At 68.9% G+C, this 16,619-nt stretch carries 19 protein-coding genes; 10 read left to right on the forward strand and 9 right to left on the reverse strand.

The genetic code is table 11. From position 1 onward, the window contains the following. Positions 1–235: 235 nt before the first annotated feature. Complete coding sequence (locus P2L57_RS29760; RefSeq protein ID WP_275819681.1) at positions 236–2,932, reverse strand: ATP/GTP-binding protein; 2,697 nt, start codon at positions 2,930–2,932, stop codon at positions 236–238. Positions 2,933–3,095: 163 nt separating this feature from the next. Here P2L57_RS29760 and P2L57_RS29765 point away from each other — a divergent pair, with 163 nt between their 5' ends. Continuing rightward, positions 3,096–3,407 carry a hypothetical protein gene (locus P2L57_RS29765; RefSeq protein ID WP_275819683.1) on the forward strand — a complete coding sequence of 104 codons (312 nt, stop codon included), beginning with the start codon at positions 3,096–3,098 and terminating at the stop codon, positions 3,405–3,407. Here the strand turns inward: P2L57_RS29765 and P2L57_RS29770 are convergent. Next, entirely contained in the window at positions 3,359–5,209 is a 1,851-nt protein-coding gene (locus P2L57_RS29770) for a zeta toxin family protein (RefSeq protein ID WP_275819685.1), read from the reverse strand. The two genes, P2L57_RS29765 and P2L57_RS29770, sit on opposite strands and share 49 nt — an antisense overlap. Continuing rightward, a complete protein-coding gene (locus P2L57_RS29775; protein WP_275819687.1) occupies positions 5,206–5,727 on the reverse strand; it encodes a hypothetical protein in 522 nt (173 codons plus the stop codon). The genes P2L57_RS29770 and P2L57_RS29775 overlap by 4 nt, the downstream gene beginning before the upstream one ends. 216 nt (positions 5,728–5,943) lie before the next feature. On the opposite strand from P2L57_RS29775, the gene P2L57_RS29780 reads away from it, so the two are divergent. Both P2L57_RS29780 and P2L57_RS29785 read left to right on the forward strand, forming a co-directional pair. Beyond that, the gene (locus P2L57_RS29780) at positions 5,944–6,822 is read left to right on the forward strand and encodes a M48 family metalloprotease (protein ID WP_275819689.1); all 879 of its coding nucleotides are present in this window, start codon (positions 5,944–5,946) and stop codon (positions 6,820–6,822) included. A gap of 78 nt (positions 6,823–6,900) precedes the next feature. Next, positions 6,901–7,032, forward strand: a complete 132-nt coding sequence (locus tag P2L57_RS29785; protein ID WP_275819691.1) for a hypothetical protein — start codon at positions 6,901–6,903, stop codon at positions 7,030–7,032. 23 nt (positions 7,033–7,055) lie between these two features. Here the strand turns inward: P2L57_RS29785 and P2L57_RS29790 are convergent, their stop codons facing one another. Both P2L57_RS29790 and P2L57_RS29795 read right to left on the reverse strand, forming a co-directional pair. Continuing rightward, positions 7,056–7,331, reverse strand: a complete 276-nt coding sequence (locus P2L57_RS29790; RefSeq protein ID WP_275819693.1) for a hypothetical protein — start codon at positions 7,329–7,331, stop codon at positions 7,056–7,058. Further along, a complete protein-coding gene (locus P2L57_RS29795) occupies positions 7,328–7,693 on the reverse strand; it encodes a DUF6247 family protein (RefSeq protein ID WP_275819695.1) in 366 nt (121 codons plus the stop codon). The genes P2L57_RS29790 and P2L57_RS29795 overlap by 4 nt, the downstream gene beginning before the upstream one ends. Positions 7,694–7,990: 297 nt before the next feature. Between P2L57_RS29795 and P2L57_RS29800 the strand changes: the two genes are divergently transcribed. Continuing rightward, on the forward strand, positions 7,991–9,547 hold the full coding sequence (locus P2L57_RS29800) for a helix-turn-helix domain-containing protein (RefSeq protein WP_275819697.1): 1,557 nt from the start codon (positions 7,991–7,993) through the stop codon (positions 9,545–9,547). Continuing rightward, positions 9,547–10,149 carry a transcriptional regulator gene (locus P2L57_RS29805; RefSeq protein WP_275819699.1) on the forward strand — a complete coding sequence of 201 codons (603 nt, stop codon included), beginning with the start codon at positions 9,547–9,549 and terminating at the stop codon, positions 10,147–10,149. The genes P2L57_RS29800 and P2L57_RS29805 overlap by 1 nt, the downstream gene beginning before the upstream one ends. Positions 10,150–10,249: 100 nt before the next feature. On the opposite strand, the gene P2L57_RS29810 is transcribed toward P2L57_RS29805, so the two are convergent. Then, a complete protein-coding gene (locus P2L57_RS29810) occupies positions 10,250–10,453 on the reverse strand; it encodes a hypothetical protein (protein WP_275819701.1) in 204 nt (67 codons plus the stop codon). A gap of 194 nt (positions 10,454–10,647) precedes the next feature. Between P2L57_RS29810 and P2L57_RS29815 the strand changes: the two genes are divergently transcribed. The 5 genes from P2L57_RS29815 (at position 10,648) to P2L57_RS29835 (ending at position 13,083) form a co-directional block, all read left to right on the forward strand. Further along, positions 10,648–11,316, forward strand: a complete 669-nt coding sequence (locus tag P2L57_RS29815) for a hypothetical protein (protein ID WP_275819703.1) — start codon at positions 10,648–10,650, stop codon at positions 11,314–11,316. 150 nt (positions 11,317–11,466) lie between these two features. Then, complete coding sequence (locus P2L57_RS29820; protein WP_275819705.1) at positions 11,467–11,628, forward strand: hypothetical protein; 162 nt, start codon at positions 11,467–11,469, stop codon at positions 11,626–11,628. Positions 11,629–11,945: 317 nt separating this feature from the next. After that, positions 11,946–12,179 carry a hypothetical protein gene (locus P2L57_RS29825; protein ID WP_275819707.1) on the forward strand — a complete coding sequence of 78 codons (234 nt, stop codon included), beginning with the start codon at positions 11,946–11,948 and terminating at the stop codon, positions 12,177–12,179. Further along, positions 12,179–12,451: a hypothetical protein gene (locus P2L57_RS29830; RefSeq protein ID WP_275819709.1), complete on the forward strand. Its 273-nt coding sequence runs from the start codon at positions 12,179–12,181 to the stop codon at positions 12,449–12,451. Before P2L57_RS29825 ends, P2L57_RS29830 begins: the two co-directional genes overlap by 1 nt. 344 nt (positions 12,452–12,795) lie before the next feature. Beyond that, positions 12,796–13,083 (forward strand): hypothetical protein, encoded by a 288-nt coding sequence (locus P2L57_RS29835; RefSeq protein ID WP_275819711.1) that lies wholly within the window; start codon positions 12,796–12,798, stop codon positions 13,081–13,083. A 29-nt stretch (positions 13,084–13,112) separates the two neighbouring features. Here the strand turns inward: P2L57_RS29835 and P2L57_RS29840 are convergent, their stop codons facing one another. The 3 genes from P2L57_RS29840 to P2L57_RS29850 form a co-directional block, all read right to left on the reverse strand. After that, positions 13,113–13,610, reverse strand: coding sequence for a hypothetical protein (locus P2L57_RS29840; RefSeq protein ID WP_275819713.1), 498 nt, complete (start codon positions 13,608–13,610; stop codon positions 13,113–13,115). Positions 13,611–14,245: 635 nt separating this feature from the next. Continuing rightward, on the reverse strand, positions 14,246–14,719 hold the full coding sequence (locus P2L57_RS29845) for a helix-turn-helix transcriptional regulator (RefSeq protein WP_275819715.1): 474 nt from the start codon (positions 14,717–14,719) through the stop codon (positions 14,246–14,248). Next, positions 14,716–15,432, reverse strand: coding sequence for a hypothetical protein (locus tag P2L57_RS29850; RefSeq protein WP_275819718.1), 717 nt, complete (start codon positions 15,430–15,432; stop codon positions 14,716–14,718). Before P2L57_RS29850 ends, P2L57_RS29845 begins: the two co-directional genes overlap by 4 nt. Positions 15,433–16,619: the final 1,187 nt, after the last annotated feature.

A 16,619-nucleotide genomic window follows, 5' to 3' on the forward strand; every position in this document is an offset into this window, starting at 1 on the left:
CAGCCCCCGGTGTCAGGTACGGGGAAGCTGAGGCTCAGCGGGTTGCGCGCCATGATCTCGGGCGGGAGATGCTTTGCCAGTCGAGGAAGCCTTGGACCGCTGAGCAGGGAGAATCCCTGAATGGCGGGAAACAGCGAAACCGGGGCGATCACGCTCTTGTCCTCGTGATTCTCGAGATCCCCGACAGCGTCAAGCAGTGAACTGAAGGCAGACCGCTCTCCTCGGTGCAGAGGAATCACTGCGAAGTCCCCAGCTGGCGGGCGCGGGCGGTGACTAGCGCGTGCCAGCGTTCTCGTACGGGGCCGTGGCCGTCGAGCCAGCGGACGGTGGAGTGGGATGGGTGGGGGAGGTTGCCCATGAAGTGGGCGATGTCGGTGAAGTAGGCGAAGTCGCCGGTGGCGGCGGTGAGTTCGTGGAGCCGGTCGATGGTGGCGGCCAGATCCTGGTGTGCGCCTTGGATGGCGTGGTGGAAGGCGAGGGCGATCTGCAGGAACCGGATCAGCCAGGGGAGTCCAGCGTCGGTGACCTCGGTGTGCAGGGCCTGGGCGCGGCCGGTGACATTGCGGTCGGTTCCGGCGTCTTTGATCAGGGCGGCGGTGTGGGCGAGCAGGGTGGTGGCGCGCTGGTCGAGGTGGTCGAGGAGCTGGTAGGCGAAGGCGAGTTCGTCGTCAGCGCGGACGGGGTCGGCGAAGGCGACGACAAGGGCGAGGCGGACCTGCGCTATGGCGCGCTCGCCAGGGGCGTCGTGCTGTTCGGCCTCAGCGCGCGCGGCCTCGAACGCGGTGATGGCTTGGTCGATGTCGCCGTGGGGCCAGTGGATGTCGCCGAGGACCTTGTGGTGGCGGCCTTTCCATCCCAGGGTGGGGACGGCGGCCAGGGCGGTGGGGAAGTCGCCGGCGATGCGGGCGAGGTTGGCCAGGCCGCGGCGGGCCTTGGGGGCGAGTCGGCCGCCGGCGTCTGCGACGTGTTGCATCCCGGCGCGGGAGGCGGCGTTGCTGCCGAGGTCTTTGTGCGCCTTGGCCCGGTAGTACACGGCCATCTCGGTCAGCTCGGCGGGCAGCAGGTTGGTGTCCAGGACCGCGGTGAGGCGGTCGACGGTGCGCTGGCGGTGCTCGTGCTGCCGGCGGACGATCGCGCTGAGCAGTTCGGCCAGAGCGTCGGCGGATGTGGCCAGGCCCGGGCGCGGATCACGGCCGTCCGGAGCGGTAGAGGTGGGTGGGGCGAGGGGTTCCCAGATGGAGTCGTCGGTGTAGGTGAAGGCCGCGTCCGTGAGCCAGCCCAGGTCGTTGAGGCGGTGGTCGCGGGCCAGGCGCAGGCCTTGGCGCAGGCAGGCCACGAGGAGCCTGCGGCTGGGGGCGAGGTCGGTGGTGTTGGCCCATTGGTCGCCTAGGGCGGCCAGGGCGCGGGTGGCGGCCTGGTGCCAGTCGGTGTCGGTCCAGCGGTCCTCGCTGTGGTCGTCGGAGCGCACGGCGGAGCGGATCGCGGCGTGCAGGTGGTAGGGCCACAGGGCGTAGGGGTCCTCGGTGACGAGTGGCCGGTCTACCAGGCGCCGGGCCGGGGCCTGGTGGGTGAGGCCGGCGGCGCGGGTGGCCAGGTCGAGGTCGAAGGCGTCCAGCAGCGAGGCGGAGCGCAGCACGTGCCGTTCCTCGCCGGTGAGGTCGGACAGGGTGCGGGCGAGGAGGGCGGGGAAGGTGCAGTCGAAGTCGGCCGCGACGGGGATCTGGCCGGTGCGGCGGATCTCCAGGAAGCGGCTGACGGCGAGGTCCAGGTGGAGGGGGAGGCCGTGGGAGCGGGCGGTGATCACGTCGCGGATGTCGGCGCCGATGAGGGGCTGGCCGCCCGCGACCAGGCGGCGGGCGAGGTGGGCGTCGCAGTCCTCGGGGGACAGGTCGCCGATCAGATGCTGTCGGCCACCCGGCTCGGCTGCCCGGGGTCCGGGCACCACCTGGTCAGCCGGGGCAGCCAGGCCCGGCCAGGCGATGGGGCCGGTCCAGTCGAGCTCGCCGTGCAGCGCGGGGTCGGCCCACGACAGACGGCTGCGCCCGCTGATGATGAAGAGCGTGTTGGGCATGAGCCAGACCAGGCGCTGCAGCAGGCGCTCGAAGTCGCGGTGGCGGTCGGCGGTGTCCTCGAAGGTGTCCAAAAGGACGATCGGGGTCGCCGTCTTCTTCGGGGGAAGGCGGCTGAGCTCCCACTCCAGCAGATGCGGATAGTAGGAGAGCGCCTCCAGGTCGGGGGTGGCCTCCAGCAAGGAGGCGGTGCGCGAAGCGCCCGCTAGGGCCCGGGCGCGCTCGTGGCGCTCGCGCAGCGCCTTCACCAGCGCCGCGGTGACCTTCCCGGCCGCGGACCCGACCACGCCGGGCAACTGCAGGGCGTGGGCGACCTCGCTGACCGCGGCCTGCGTCTGCTGGGGCAGCACGGTGGACAGGCGGCCCATCAGCCCGGTGCGCCGCACATACTCCTCCAGTGGCTCACCGGGGTGGGTGTGCTCCCAGTACTGGCGCAACGCCAGGTCGAAGGAGGTCAGGGGGCGGCCGAGGGCCCCGGCGAGCGCGAGGCGGATCGTCAGGATCACCCGCTCGAAGTCCGAGCCGCCGGTCGAGGCGGAGCGGGCCAGGTCGATCCGGATGGGCAGGAGCCGCTCGGTCCAGGCTGGTGCACCCCAATGAGCGGGGCGGTCTTCAGCGGCGGTGAGCGCGGCTTCGAGCTTGCGCAGCAGCGTGGACTTGCCGACTCCGCCCACGCCGTGAAAGACGGTCACGTTCGTGCGGGGCGCTTCGAGATCCTCCACGTCGAAGGCCGCATCCTTGATGCGCTGCAGGTGTTCCTCCAACGCGGCGGCCACGACGGCCCACTGGCGCTGCCGGTTGGTGAACGCCTCATCGACCTCGAAGCGGTCGTTGGAGCTGAACAGCACACGAAGGTCGGCCATGGTCCTGGTCCCCCCACAGATGATCGTCTGGGCACCAACGGTATTCCGCCCGGGACCTGGACGGCAGCACGGTGGTACGCGCGGGGCCGATACCCCGCCGGTGATGGACGGGAACTCGGCCACGAGACAATGATCCTTTTGTTCCCTATTGAAGGTGGTTCTCGTGCACGATCCGACATCCCCCTCGTCCAACTCCCCGCAGCCGTCCCCTGGCGGCCCGGCCGACACCGGCGGCTACGAGACCGCCGTCGAAACGGTGGGGCTGGTGATCGCCTGGTACAGCCGGCAAATCCTGGCCGAGCGCCGCTCCGACACCCCCGATCCCGAGCGGCTGGAGCAGCTGATGGCCCAGCAACGGGCGTGCGTGCAGGACCAAAGGCGGCTGGAGGAAGCGGGCCCCGAGGAGGCCGCGCGGATCACCGCGGTTTACGCGGCCCGCTTGAAGGAGCTGGAGGACTCCGGACCACAGTCGTAGAGGCCGGGCAGGGGGAGGGCGGCCACGGCAGCGGGCCCGGGAAGCCGGTGCGGCTGCAGGTGCGAGGGCATCAGCGGCCACGCCAGCCTCGCGATGTGGGCAAGTTCGTCGCGGTAGTGCGGCAGTTGGGCCCGCAGACGGCGCTGCACGGCCCAAAACTTCTCCGCCTCCCCAGAGGTGTAGGGCCGACTCTGCTCGGCGAGCAGGGCACCGGCCGCACCAGTCGGCCGCGCCCAAGAGTCCTGTGGCGTGCGTTCGTTGCGGTAGACCACGGTCGTGTCCCGCCGCAGCACCATGACGGAGTCGGCCACCGGTACCTGTTCGGCGGCCGCCACCGCATCGGCAAGCGCCGAGAAGTGGCTGTCGTGCCCACCGGCGGTGGTGAACCGGGCAGGCCCTCCAAGCTGGCTCACCTGGGCGTAGCGGTCGGCGGTGCCCTGCCGGGAGTCCGCCGCCCGCACCGCCAGGACCACCAACTCCACCCGGTAGCCCGCTTGCCGGTACAACATCGCCCCGGCGGTGAAGTGGTCCGCGTTGCCGGGGGCGATCTCGATGACTACGTCCCCGCGCCGTTCGCGCACGTAACCCTCGGCCATCGCTTGCCAGGCCCGGTAGTCGAAGCGGATCCGGGCACCGGCCGTGCGCGGCTCCTCGCTGAGCAACTGCAGGTAGTCCGGGTGGTAGGCCTTGAACGTATCGCCGCTGATCCGGGTCGCCCGGCCTCGCAACGCGCGACGCAGCAGCGGTGTCATCCCGGTCTTGCCGGCGCCAGGCTGGCCCATGACGTACACGACGACCGGCTTCTCCTGCGGCGTGATGCGGTCAAGGACGGACGGCACGATCAACTCGTCGAAGATCCAGCGATGCTCGGCGGCGGAGAGCCGGTGATAGTCGACCCCGGGCGCCTCCCGCCGGACCTGCGCGGTACGCCGGACCGGTTCGGCGAACGCGGCGGCCCGCTCGGCGTCACGCCGCACAGCCAAGGCCCAATCCTGCGGCAGCCGCGGATCGTGGGCGCGCCGGTCAGCGTCGGCGAGCTGCTGGCGAAAAGAACCGGTCTCCGCCGCGCTCCACGGGCGCAACCGCTCCGTGAGCACCGCATCGCGCGCGCCCGCAGGGCGCATCCACTGCCCGCCGACAGCGAGTTCATTGCTGTACACGACCTCGGCGCCGCGCCTCACGACGACGACCCGGTCGACCAGGCGCTCGGCCTCAATGTCCGCCAGGGTGGTGGGCAACGCTGCCGCGCAGGCGTCGTGGTTGTCCCAGGACACGTACCGGGCCCGGCCTTCGTCGGCGAGCCGCAGGTACCGGTCCAGCACACCGAGTTGGCTGACGGCCTCGGGCACGGCCAAGGCCACGACCTCAATCCGGTACCCGGCCTGGCGGTAGGCCGCCACCGCGCCCCGCCACGCGGCCGGTTCGGCCAGGGCCTCCTCCACCACCACGTCGTACCGGCACGCGCGAGCATGGGCTTCAAGTTCGGCCTGCCAGCGATAGGTCTCCGGCCGCACGCGCACCCCAGCCGTACGCACATCCTCCGTCAAGTAGGCGGCGTAGTGCGGATGGACGGCCTTGTAAGCGTCACGGTCCACCCGCACCGCACCACCACGCCGCCCAAGGGCCGCGTGCACCAGATCCATCACGAAGCTCTTGCCGCTGCCGGCCTGCCCGAAGACGAACACCACCACCGGCCGCTGCTGGACCACAGCGCCCGCCGTCCACTCCGGCACGATCACACCGGTGAACACCTCGCGGTACTCCTCTGCCGACATCACCGGCCCGATGCCTTGCTCGGTCACCGTTCCGCCCGGCGCGGTCCGTGCGCCTCGTACCAGTCCAGGAAGTCGGCGACGGAGCCGTCGAAGTCGTGCCGGATGAGCTGGAGTACGGCTCGCTGGTCGTGCCCCGGCCGCCACGTACCCCTGGTCCCCTCACCACAGCCGCACCGGCACGTACCCGGGTCATCGACGTAAGTGACCGCGCTACGCGTCGCCGACGGGGTGGGATCCGGCTGTCCCACCCACTGGTCATACACCGGGTCCCCGGGCCCAAGGATTGTGCCGGAGAACGCGCGGCGTCCCCGCTCGTCCGTCGCCCATTCCTCGATCGCGATGGCCATCACCACGAGCCCGGTGTCGCGGCTGACCACGACAGCGAAGCGCTGTGCCAGCGCGTGCTCGGCCAGCACCCACCAACCGCGGGCGGCGTCATAGACCTGCTGGGGCAGCATGGTCGCGTCGTGTCCGCGTAGTTGGCGGGGGAGGAAGGGGTGGTTGTCGGGCTCGTAGACACGGGCCCCGGGACGGATCCGCAGCACGTTGCGCTCCTGGTTCTCGGGCGGTTGCCCCTCACCCTAGCCAACGATCAGCATACTGGTCCAGTGATTGTAAAAACGGATAGAAGACCAGTTGAAAGTTCGTTCTTGCGGCCCGCGGGCCCGCACCGACAGCCCCACCGTCCGGTCCTGGGCTGCCGATTGAGTGGAAGACCAGGTCACCTGACGGGGCGCCGACGGGCGGCTACGGTGACCGCCGTGGTCAGGAACATGCTGAAGCGGTTCGGGATGCCCGGTGTCGTACTGCTCGTCACCGCAGCGGTGGTGACGGTCCGCCAGTTTCGAGAGGTGTCGCTCGCCGAGGTGCTGGTGGCGGCGGTCATCGCCGCCGCGCTGCGGGCCGGGCTGGGCTTCGGCGTGCTGTCGGAGGCGACGTTCCGGGGCATTGTGCGGCAGGACATGACCTGGGAGGTCTACCGGCAGCAGGCATGGGAGCCGAGCCAGGCCGATATGGCGGCTGAGGCGGAGCAGATGCGCCGGGTCGACGCCCGGGTGACCGCGTTCGCCGACGAGTACGGCATGGAGAGGATCTCGCTGGCAGTGGCCGGCGCCCATCTGGGATGGTGGGGCGCCGCCGAATCCATCCGTCCGGACAGGGCACACGCGCACATCGAACTGGGGCATTTCTGGTTCTTCCCCGAGGGTCTCACGAGCCTGCCGCACATCGTGGAGCACGAGCTGGCCCACATCCAGCGTCGTGACACCCGCACGCACGAGGTGACGGCGGCGTGCGCCGTAGCGCTCACCGTGCTCTGGGCCGGGCTGCTGCCGTATGCGTACGCGGCCGTCGCGATCGCCGCCACCGCCCTTGCCGTGACGGCCTGTTCATGGTGGGCCGAACTGGCCTGCGACACGATCGCCGCCCGCCAGTGCGGCCGCCCGGCTGCACTGGCCGCGCTCAGCTACATGCTGGGTGAAGCCCAGGCGCTGCCGGGGTGGGCGCGCCTGCTCCACACCGCGACCATGCTGCGCAGCCATCCGCCGACGCGGCTGCGCCTGTGGTGGGTTCGCCGCATCCCGTCCGTCCCCGCCTCCCTGGGGGAGGCTCCCACTGCGGGGTGGGGCATCGGCTGCTGACCGTCGGCAGCGCGTCCAGAGAGCTCGCCAAAGATCGGTCGGCCGCACCGCCGCGACGAACGTGGCACGCGGCGGGTCATGGGCGTTGATGCCCCGGGCGGTCCACTGCACATATCCGTGCTGGCCGACGGAGCCATGGAACTCGTCGGCCCTGCAGAGATCGTCGCCCAGGGGACCGTCAACCTCCCCCGCAGCGACCGGGTCTTGTGAAGGCCGCCAGGTTCTCCGGCTGGTCAGCCCTGTGGGGTGGCGGGCCAGTGCTGGACGCGCAGGATGAAGATCGTGGTGAAGCGGCGGTGCTCTTGGTACCAGACGATCAAGCGGCCTTCCGCGTGGTCCAGGAGCCGGGAGACTCCCGACTCCTCGGCCGGCGGATCACCGAGGTACTTCACCGCGGCGGCATCGGCCAGGCGCTGTGCCAGGCGCTCGACGTCACTGCGGACATCTGGGTCCAGGCCGCCGACGACGTGCGCCGCATCGGGCAGGTACTCCCAGGTCCAGTCGCTCACGCGGCGATCTCGCGGCGCGCCTCATCCAACAGGACCGCGATCTGGGCCGATGCCTCCCGGGCCGCATCCAGCGTGTCTGCCTGCGCCACCTGCCGCTCTAGTTCGGCCAGCCGTGCCGCACGCTGAGGGGACCGGCGCAGCGCCACGAAGACGCCCCAGCGGTGCAGAAAGGTGTGCATGGGCACGGTGCTGTCGGTCTGGACCGCTTCCTCCCACGCAGTGTGGAACTCGGCTTCGAAGCGGACCGCGGCGGCGAGGTCGAGGGTGCGCACGGCAGCCCGCAACGCCTGCTCCGTCAACGGCGGCATCGCGATCAGCGCCTCACCCAATGGCTCCGGATGCCGGTCGGGCTGGCTGCTCATGCACCGCTCCCTGTCCCTATCTCGTCGGCTGCTGCCGGGCGGCGGTCACCGCCGCGCCCCAGTCTGCCGCACACCCGGCGCGAAGTCCCGGCATAGTCGGGAAGCCATCGCTACGCCGCCAGAACCCGCAGGCCACTGGATTGGAGGCCTGAGCCCGACCGTCGCCGCGGCCTTTGTGTTTCTGGCGTGCCGGGGACCGGCGCAGGGGAGTCGGCGCACAGCAGGGCTGCAAAATGTATGCCTAGCGTCTGTCTAATCTTCGCCCATTGCACGCCTAGTGTGGTGTAGGTTTGGGGTATGAGTGATGGCCAGTTCGACAGTGTGGAAGCGTTGCTGGAGGAAGCGCGGTTGACGGCGTGGATGCCGACGCCGGCCGAGCGCTTGCGGCTGCGCCAGGCGGCCGGCCTCTCGCGTGCCCAGGTGGCCGCGGCGGTGGGTGTCGGTCGGCAGACGGTCGCCAACTGGGAGTCGGGTGACACCGATCCGCAGCCGCCAGGGCGCGTCAAATACCTGCGCCTCCTGGAAGGTCTTGCCCAGCTCCACCCCGCCCCCACGCAGGCACCCGCGGAAACCGCCGCCTCGGCGGCGCCTTCGGCTGCGTTTACCGCGCCCCAGAGTGCCTGGGGCTCCGACGGCCTGGCCGTGCAGGGCGAACCCGCCCCGTGCGTGCGCTGCGGCGTCGTGACGCCTTACAAGGCCACCGACGGCCGCTCCCTGCACGTCGGCGGCATGTGCCAGCCTCCTGCCGCCCCGCCAGCCGAACAACCCGCCAACGCCTCCGCCACGCCCTCGGCCCCGACCTCGGCCGCTGCGGCCTCACCCGTACCGGCGCCGGTGCCCTCGCGGCCGCAGCGCCGAGCCAAGTCGGCGGCCCGCGCCCAAGCGGAGACCACCGGCCTGATCGCCCGCGCCGTACACGAAGAGCTGGAGCGCGCCGAGGGCGACGCCGACGCCGCACTTCAGGCTCTGATCAAGCGAGCCATCCCGGACGTCATGCGCCTGTTCGACGAGACCCGCGCCACCGCCCGCTACACCTACACGGCCTACCCCGCGCTGCCCGACATCCTCAAGAAGCCCTCGAAGAAGGAACCGGACCAGATCTGGGAGGCCCGCCCCAACTTCCACCACCCCGGCTACTCCCTCAAGACATCCGGCAGCATCAAGGTCACCGCCTTGGATGCCAACGCGGCCTACCTGTCCGCCCTCAAGTGCTGGTTGCCGATCGGGAAGTTGGAGCACTCCACCGGCAGCGACGGCGTGGACCCCAAGCGCTCCGGAGTCCACCTGATCACCCCTGCCGAATGGCGCCACCCGCGCTTGCCCGACCCGCTCGGTGACCGCGACGAGCCCGGTGCCCTGTGGGTCACCGACGCCACCTTGCGCCTCCTGCTGCGCCTTTCCGGGCCGAAATTCGGGCTTCTCGACGCGCCCGTAATTCACGAGTCGTGGACGTCCGGCGCGACAGAGAATTTCCTGGACGCCCTGCGAAAGACCCTCACGGCGGCGCGGGAGACGGCTATCACCGAGGATGACACCATCACCGAGGAATACATCAAAGCGATGTATTCGAAGTTCATTTCCACGATGGGTGAGTCGATTTATAACCGCGACATCGAGCGCCCGGACTGGATGCACATCATCCACAGCCAGGCGTACGCCAACCTGTGGGGCAAGGCGTACAAGGCCCACCAGGGCGGCTTGGACGTCATCGCCATGATGGGCACCGACGAGCTGCACGTCACCGGCGACTGGCGCCAGGTCTTCCCCGAAGGACGCGGCGTCACCCAGATGAAGATCAAGTACAGCGACGCCAAGGCATCCGGTGAGTACACCGTCGGTACGGTGGCCCGCTGATGGCCGGCTCCAGCGGCCGCTGGCGAAACATCGGCCACTACAACGCCCGAGGCATCCACGGGGGGCGGGCCCTGGCCGAGGGCATCGACAAAATGGTGACGGGCATCGAGTCCCCCGTCGACTCCGAGCGCGGGCTTGCTGCCCGACTGCGCTACCTGACCGCCTCCGACGCCGGCTACGAAGCCATGGACCGCGCAGGCGTCCACGTCCGCCCCCGCACCCTGATCGCGTGGCTGGCCGAGGAACAAACGCCCAGCAAAGCCAACCTCACCCGCCTCGACGCTGCCTACTGGGAACTGCGCCGCCGTAACGTGGTCGCCGACCTCAAGCGCCGGCTCAACAAGGGCGGCCGCGGCACCCGCATCGAGATCGACCCGGTCGACCAATCCCGCGTCCACAGTCGCCATCGGCGCGATCTGGAGCGTGGTCTGGAAACCCGCGTCATCAACGTGCGGGGCAATGTGTGGGACCGTGCCGTCGACGCCTGGATCGCCGGCAACGAGCCAGAGCTGGAAGCAATCTGGGACGAGATCATCCAAGGCGCCCTGGGAACCGACTGGGACGCCTACACCTACGTCTCCTCCGTCGGCTGGGCAGCCTGACCTGCTGGTCGGTAGGTGCGCCGCACCTACCGACCAGCAGACACCCCGCGCTCCCGCCCCGTCATAAGCGACTGCCCCAGCCTGTCCGCCACTTCGTGACCTACCCGAAGTGCCCCCAATGCACCGCGATGATCAGCAGCACACCCGCCGCGGCGAACGCGGTCCCGGCGACGATCGTTCGGGCCGTCGGATGCCGCATCTTCGGGATCTGCGCCGCCGCCAACCAGATGCCGCCGAAGACCAGCAGCAGGCCGGCGATCTCGGCGAGGAGGAGGCCGGTGTGATGCATCAAAGCAAGGCCCATGCCCGGAATCGTCCCGCGCTGGCGCGTCGGCGTCGAGGAGGTAGGCCCACCGACACAGGAGTAGATCAAAGCGCGCTCACAGTCTGTTTTCCCAGGTAAACACGCTGTGCTGCGGGTGTGAGGCGATGACTGCGGCCGTATTTCCGCACCATCGCGCCCCGGGGGCAGGCTGGAGGAGTGGGAGAGAGGTCGGCATGCGTGTCCCGGACATCCGGATCGGCGAGACCTACCAGGTGAAGGTCCCTCAGAGGCTTCCGCCCGCCCTGCGCCGCCCTCCGCAGACCGAGAGGGAGTTCATCGCCTACATGCGACTGCCCCGGCACTGTGGTCACCGCTTCGAACTCACCGTCACCGACCTCGATGCCGAGAACGCCACCGTCGACGGTTACGAGACCGCCACCACCAACCGCACCACCGTGCCGCTCACCCCCGAGCAGGCCGAGGCGCTCGGCCTGCCCACCGGCTCCGCGTACGAGATCGACGGCTTCGTCACCGACACCGACGGCAACGAAGCCACGTTCACCGTCACCGTCGCCTACACCAGCCTGCCCGCCATCTGGCTGCGCCCCCTGGCCGAACCCGTCCCCATCGCCCCCAGTAGCGCACGCTTCTACCGCGCACGGATCCGCAAGAAGGCCACCGGTCTGTCCGCCGACGATGTCGACCGCGCCGCCGACGAAGCACAGGAACACGAACGCGAACTCGCCGGGCAGGCACTCGACAGCTACCAGGCCGAGGAATGGCTGCGCACCGCAGAGGTCGAACACCACGAATGGCGCCGGATATCGTCGCTTATGACGGAAACGGGGATGGTGACGTACGACCCCAGCAAAGACCCGCAAGGCGCCGAAACGGATCCCTGAATCCGAAACCCTGTCGACTCCGAGGCCACGGTGTGCTGGGACGCTGGCAGATGAGGGGACGCCCGGCCAGGGCCTGCGCCAGCCCCAGTCCGGTACCGAATGCGTCGTCGGCCGTTGGACACGGTAAACCGTCCGACGAAGGAGAATGCCGTGCCCGACCCTCGCACCTTTCAGATCCCCACTGACCTCGACCGCCGCCACCCCAAAGAGATCACCGAGTGGATGAGCAGCGTGGAGGATGACGAGACGATCTCGGACGCCGACGTCTTCCGCGCCCGAGAAGCCGTCACCCACGCCCTCGGGATCGACTGACCGAGGCCCACGGCACCCGATGGCGTCGTGCTGCTGCACCGAGCAGCAGCACGACGCGTTGCAGCAGCACGCTGCGCCCGTACTCCCCTTGCTGCTCATGGTCCTGCCGCTCGAAAGTGCAGCGCAGCATTTGCACGCCCCAGGCGGCACACGGCTGCTGCGCGTGCAGCAGGCTGGCCTGGTGGAGCAGCAGCTCGGTGCAGCAACCGCCTGGCTCCTGCCATGGCAGTGGCGGGTTTTCCCCGGTGTGGTCTCCGACCTTCGGACCGGGCTATACCGTTGTGGGACACGCCAGTTCTGCCCTTACGGAGCCCTCGATGAGCGAACAGCCGGCCCCCGCCGACACCGCCCGGCAGCAGCTGGAGCCCGCGGCCGCCGTCGCCGTGCGTGCGTACGCCGCCAAGACCCGCGCCAACGCCGACCAGTTCGCCGCCGTCCTGGAGGACATCGCCACCAACGGCCTGCCTTCGGTGGAGGACTGCACCCCCTGGGAGGAGCTGCGCGAGGCCCACCTCGCCCGTCTTACCGCCCAGCGCCCGGCCGTCGCCTGATGGCCCCGCAGCACTGCCCACGCCGCGCCCGCATCGCCTTCTCCGACTCCGCCACCAAGCAACTGGAGAACATCACCAGCGAAGCGGAGATCCACGCCCTGGACCGCGCCCTGGTCGTCATCTCCGTCCAACCGGACATCGGCGAGCCGATCCACGGCGACACCACCGGCCCCCAGCTGCGCCAATACACCGACGAAGTCGAGTCCGTACGCGTCCTGTACTTCGTCACCACCCTGCGCACCGTCGTGGTCGTGGCGTACATCGAGGTCTAACCCGCAAAGGAGTCCAGGTGCCCTCCGATGTCAACCAGCTCACCGCCGGCCGGAAACTCACCTCGCTGCGCAAAGTGCTGGACTGCCCCGCCACAACGACTCGGCTCCGGCAGGGACCTGACGTAGAGCCGGGGGCAGATCGCTTTCCTGTGCCCCGCACACGCCGCAGCCCTGCCCGGTTGGTCCGGCACCACCACGGGCGCCGACAACCGGTACGCCTGGCCTGCGGGACCGTCATGGACCTCCGGCCGACCGAGCAAGTGCTCCAGTCACACGCCGACCTGTGGCTGACACCCTGACCGGAAGCGCACCACGTCCACTTGCACCAAGGGGAGGAACGCCACATGGCAGTCGAGTTCGAGTCGTTGCAGGAAGCCGCCCAGGAACTGGGCGACGACATCAGCACCCACGACAAAGCCGGGCTGGAAGCCCTGAGCGACGCACACCTCCGCGAGCAGTACGACGCCCGCGACGAGCTATACGAGTTCATCGACGGCCTGTGGGACAAGACCAAGGCCGACGTGCCCGACGCTGGGGCACGCGATGAGTACGCCGGGCTGGCCGGGCTGCGCGACCTGGCAGCAGCCCTCAGGAACAACGCCAGCGACATCCTCACGGAACGCGAGGGCTGAACCGCACCACACGGCTGCGCCGCTGCCCTTTAGCGCGAGGCGGCCGGAGAGTACATCGAGGCCAGGGCCAACACCGTCTCGAACATCATGGCCCGGTCCGTCGGGTGCCCCTCAGCGACCGTGCGTACCACCTGGACCATGCCGGAGGTGTCCTGCCGCTGGACCGCGCGGAGGTAGGCCGCCACGTGATCGAAGATGACCGCCATAGGCGCGGGCGACTTCCCGCAGCCAGCCGCGTGACTGAGCCAGTCGGGGTGCACAAGATCGGCCAGGGCCTCGAACTGTTCTGCGGTGAGCGCGAGCCCCGGCTGTACCTTGGCGAATGGGTTCCGCACCTCATCCGGCGCGTACTGCACGACGTCCTCGGCAAACTGGAGCATGAGGTAAGCAAGGCCGCCAGCCCCGAACTGGGCCTCGACCACCGAGCCGATCGAGTTCACCGCGCGCTGATCGCCCGCCGCCGCACGCTCCACCATTGCTGCAGCCGCTGCTCGCACCGCCTCGCGGTTCTCGTCGGTCAGTTCCATCACGTGCTCCTTCTGCTACAGCCAAGATCTCGACGCCGCGCTCATCCTGTGGCAGATCGCCAGACCCTAGCCACCGACCGCCGCAGTGGGAAATCGGAGTCAGGCCGCCGCACCACGATGCGCCCACCACTGCGGAAGAGCCGAGTGGTTCCACCGCCCAGCCGTACCCTTCGGCCAGGGCCACGATCTTCGATGAGTATCACCGGGCACCAGCACTCGGTGGCTGGATCGACGATCTCGTCCCCGCGACGGATGTCCTCCACCAGGACCACCAGCTCAACCCAAGGCTGGACGGCAGGGCGCACCACGCGCCCGGTGAGCACACCCACGCTCTTCTCCCCATGTGATGGGCCCCTGGTCAGGGAGCCCGTGGCTCTTGTTCGGCTGGACACCACTGAGCGGCGCCCGCGCATGGCCGCGCTCATCCAATCACCTGGCCGACCGCATGCCGCTTGCGGGCTCCAAACCGTTCTCGCTCCAGCTTGCCGGTGGCCGCAATCAGCGATCCGGAAGCCAGCGTTATGAAGCTTTGTTCTGCTGCTCCAGAACGAACCGGTTTCGCTGGTGCTACCGACGCGGGGCTGCGGGCACCCGGGAACGGTGCGCCGCTCCTGGTCGGGCCCTCTTCTCCCACATCAGCCGACCGCGTGCAGGGATCCGCGGCGCTTGGCGGCGGCGGCCTTCTTCGCTGCGGCTTGGGCGGCGCGCTTCTTGCGTTGCTGGGCGAGCTGGTCCTGGTACGCAGCCACGGCGCGGTGGTAGTTGTCGACGAAGCCGGGGACGTCCAGGCGGTCGTCCTTCGGCATGTCCCGGACAGCGGCGACGGCGTCCTCAGGGGAGTTGTAGCCGGCCAGCATGGGGTTGATCTGGTAGACGCCGTTGCGGACCTTCGTGACCAGCTTGGCCAGCTCCAGGCTGCGCAAGGCGGCATTCACGCTGGGGCGGCTGAGCCCGAGCAGCTGGCCGATGGTGGCCTGGTCAATGGTGATGCGGCCGCCGGCCTCGCTGAGGGCCCGCAGCTTGAGCAGCGCTCGGTAGGAGGCGGGCGGAAGGTCCAGATCAGCCAACAGGCTGTCGGCGTTGACGGCGGCGAATCGCAGCGTGCTCACTGGGGTTCCCCTTCCTCCTGGCGCTGCGCGCGCTTTAGACGGCGTACAGCGCGCTCCGCGGCACGCTGCTCGCGCAGTTCCTCGATGGCCTGGCGCATGTGCTCCAGCGACGGGAAGCGCACCAGGTCCGGCAGACTCGCGTCCTTGCGGATCTTCGAGATGGTGTCGTACTGCTCGACTTTGACATACCGGTTCTTAGTACCGGCGGTCTCCGTGCCGGGGATGAACTCCGCCACCCGGTAGGAGTAGGGCGGGTTGAACTGGTAGCAGCCGCGCTTCACCTTGAAGACGATGCCATGGCTCATGATGACCTGCAGGGTCTCGGACGCCTTGGTCCGGGAGACATCCAGGACCGTCGCCATCTCATCCTGGGTCAGGTAGATCTGGCCGCCGGCGCGCTGGCAGGCGATCAGCAGCAGGATCATCCGCAGGGGCAGCGCCTCGCGGAAGTACTGGGCGATCAGGAAGAGGAACTCCAAGGAGTCCATGGAAAATGCGTTCGGCTGGCCCGGATCGCTGCTGTAGAACTCCAGCGGCCGCCGTTCGCTCTCCAGCGTCAGCTTCCGGTCCGGGTAGCGCCTGGCGACCTCGTCCAGGTCCTTCACTGGCGACAGGGGTTGGCCCCACGCCTTGATCGCGTCATCGACGGGGACCTGCGGGCGCGGTACGCGCCGCGGGCTCGACTGCTGGCCCTCCTGGGGCTCCAACGCCACCGGCGCTCCTCTCCACTTCCGTTGATCAACGTCGGCAGCAGTATGTCAGCCACGCCGACACAAACGTCGGTCTCACTGACGTTCCGCGTGTCTTGTGTCCCTCCAGGGGGGACACAACTCCGTCCGGACCGTACGGCGAGACGCGAGCCGACCGACTCCGGACGCCCCGGCCCACAACGCACCGCAAAACGTCGGCCTCGCTGACGTTTTGGCTCGAACCCTGTCGGCCGCACCGACATTTCGCGGTCGATGTGTACCCCCAGGAGCGACACATCGAAGTCGATCTGTCCCTGCTGGAGGTACACATCTCCCCAACTACACCCGATCTGACCTGCGAAAACACATCTCCGTACCCTCTTAGAGGCCGGTAGCCAACCTGCAGCCCGGACCCCGCCATGGCTGAGCTCGCTTCGCATGCGGCTCCGTGAGCCAGCTGCGGACCGTAGGTAGCAGCAACGGTGCTGAGTCTCGGGTGCTGGCAGCCGTGACGAACAAGCCAACAACAGCGCGGCGGGGCCCGGTGGATGGTCCGCCGCGCGGCCTGGCGGCCACTCGGCTCCCGTACCTCCGCACGCCAGAATGCGTCTGTCGCTCCAATGAAGTTCCGTTCTGTGGCTAATGTATTGACCGGCCAAGAGCATTCAGCCAATCTCAAAGTGCGCTTTGTGGTCCCAGCCTCAGGCCTTTTCGGTTTTCCGCAGCTACCTTTTCCCGGTCCATTCCCGTGGTTTTCTTCTTTCACGGACCGGCGGAATTACCCGGGGCCTCCTGGCTCCCGGGGAGGTGCTGTGTTTTTACGGACTCTACCCCGCATCACGGAGTGATGCATCAGGAACGGCAAGGTAGACACGAAAGGGGTACCCAGGGTATCGTTGCCCTTGAACCTGCAGCGCAAGGTCAGTCCAGGCAGGCATCGGTGACGCCAGGTCATGAACTGGTACCCCATCACCCGAAGCCGCTCCCGACAGGTAGCTGTCGACTCACCGTCACCCCTCCTTATAACCTGCCAGCTTGGACCCTCACCACGAGAAGCCCAGCACATGCCGAACCCGCCTGCACCACCCCCAGCATCTTGCATGAATTCCGGAGGAATTCATAAACAATTCCGGAGGAATTGTTTCAACCCCCGGAGGGGGTTGGCATCTTTACGACCCGTAGGGTCGTGCGTCGTTCCTGCGGAGCAGGAC

This window comes from Streptantibioticus ferralitis (genome assembly GCF_029223525.1).
In the GTDB taxonomy this organism is placed as follows: domain Bacteria; phylum Actinomycetota; class Actinomycetes; order Streptomycetales; family Streptomycetaceae; genus Streptantibioticus_A; species Streptantibioticus_A ferralitis.

Bases quoted from the DNA above. Each gene is read 5' to 3' on its own strand.
- P2L57_RS29810 (WP_275819701.1), bottom strand. From the start codon at position 10,453: ATGGGCCTTGCTTTGATGCATCACACCGGCCTCCTCCTCGCCGAGATC.
- P2L57_RS29815 (WP_275819703.1), top strand. From the start codon at position 10,648: ATGCGTGTCCCGGACATCCGGATCGGCGAGACCTACCAGGTGAAGGTC.
- P2L57_RS29800 (WP_275819697.1), top strand. From the start codon at position 7,991: ATGAGTGATGGCCAGTTCGACAGTGTGGAAGCGTTGCTGGAGGAAGCG.
- P2L57_RS29830 (WP_275819709.1), top strand. From the start codon at position 12,179: ATGGCCCCGCAGCACTGCCCACGCCGCGCCCGCATCGCCTTCTCCGAC.
- P2L57_RS29785 (WP_275819691.1), top strand. From the start codon at position 6,901: ATGGGCGTTGATGCCCCGGGCGGTCCACTGCACATATCCGTGCTGGCC.
- P2L57_RS29795 (WP_275819695.1), bottom strand. From the start codon at position 7,693: ATGAGCAGCCAGCCCGACCGGCATCCGGAGCCATTGGGTGAGGCGCTG.
- P2L57_RS29760 (WP_275819681.1), bottom strand. From the start codon at position 2,932: ATGGCCGACCTTCGTGTGCTGTTCAGCTCCAACGACCGCTTCGAGGTC.
- P2L57_RS29805 (WP_275819699.1), top strand. From the start codon at position 9,547: ATGGCCGGCTCCAGCGGCCGCTGGCGAAACATCGGCCACTACAACGCC.
- P2L57_RS29825 (WP_275819707.1), top strand. From the start codon at position 11,946: ATGAGCGAACAGCCGGCCCCCGCCGACACCGCCCGGCAGCAGCTGGAG.
- P2L57_RS29835 (WP_275819711.1), top strand. From the start codon at position 12,796: ATGGCAGTCGAGTTCGAGTCGTTGCAGGAAGCCGCCCAGGAACTGGGC.
- P2L57_RS29840 (WP_275819713.1), bottom strand. From the start codon at position 13,610: ATGGAACTGACCGACGAGAACCGCGAGGCGGTGCGAGCAGCGGCTGCA.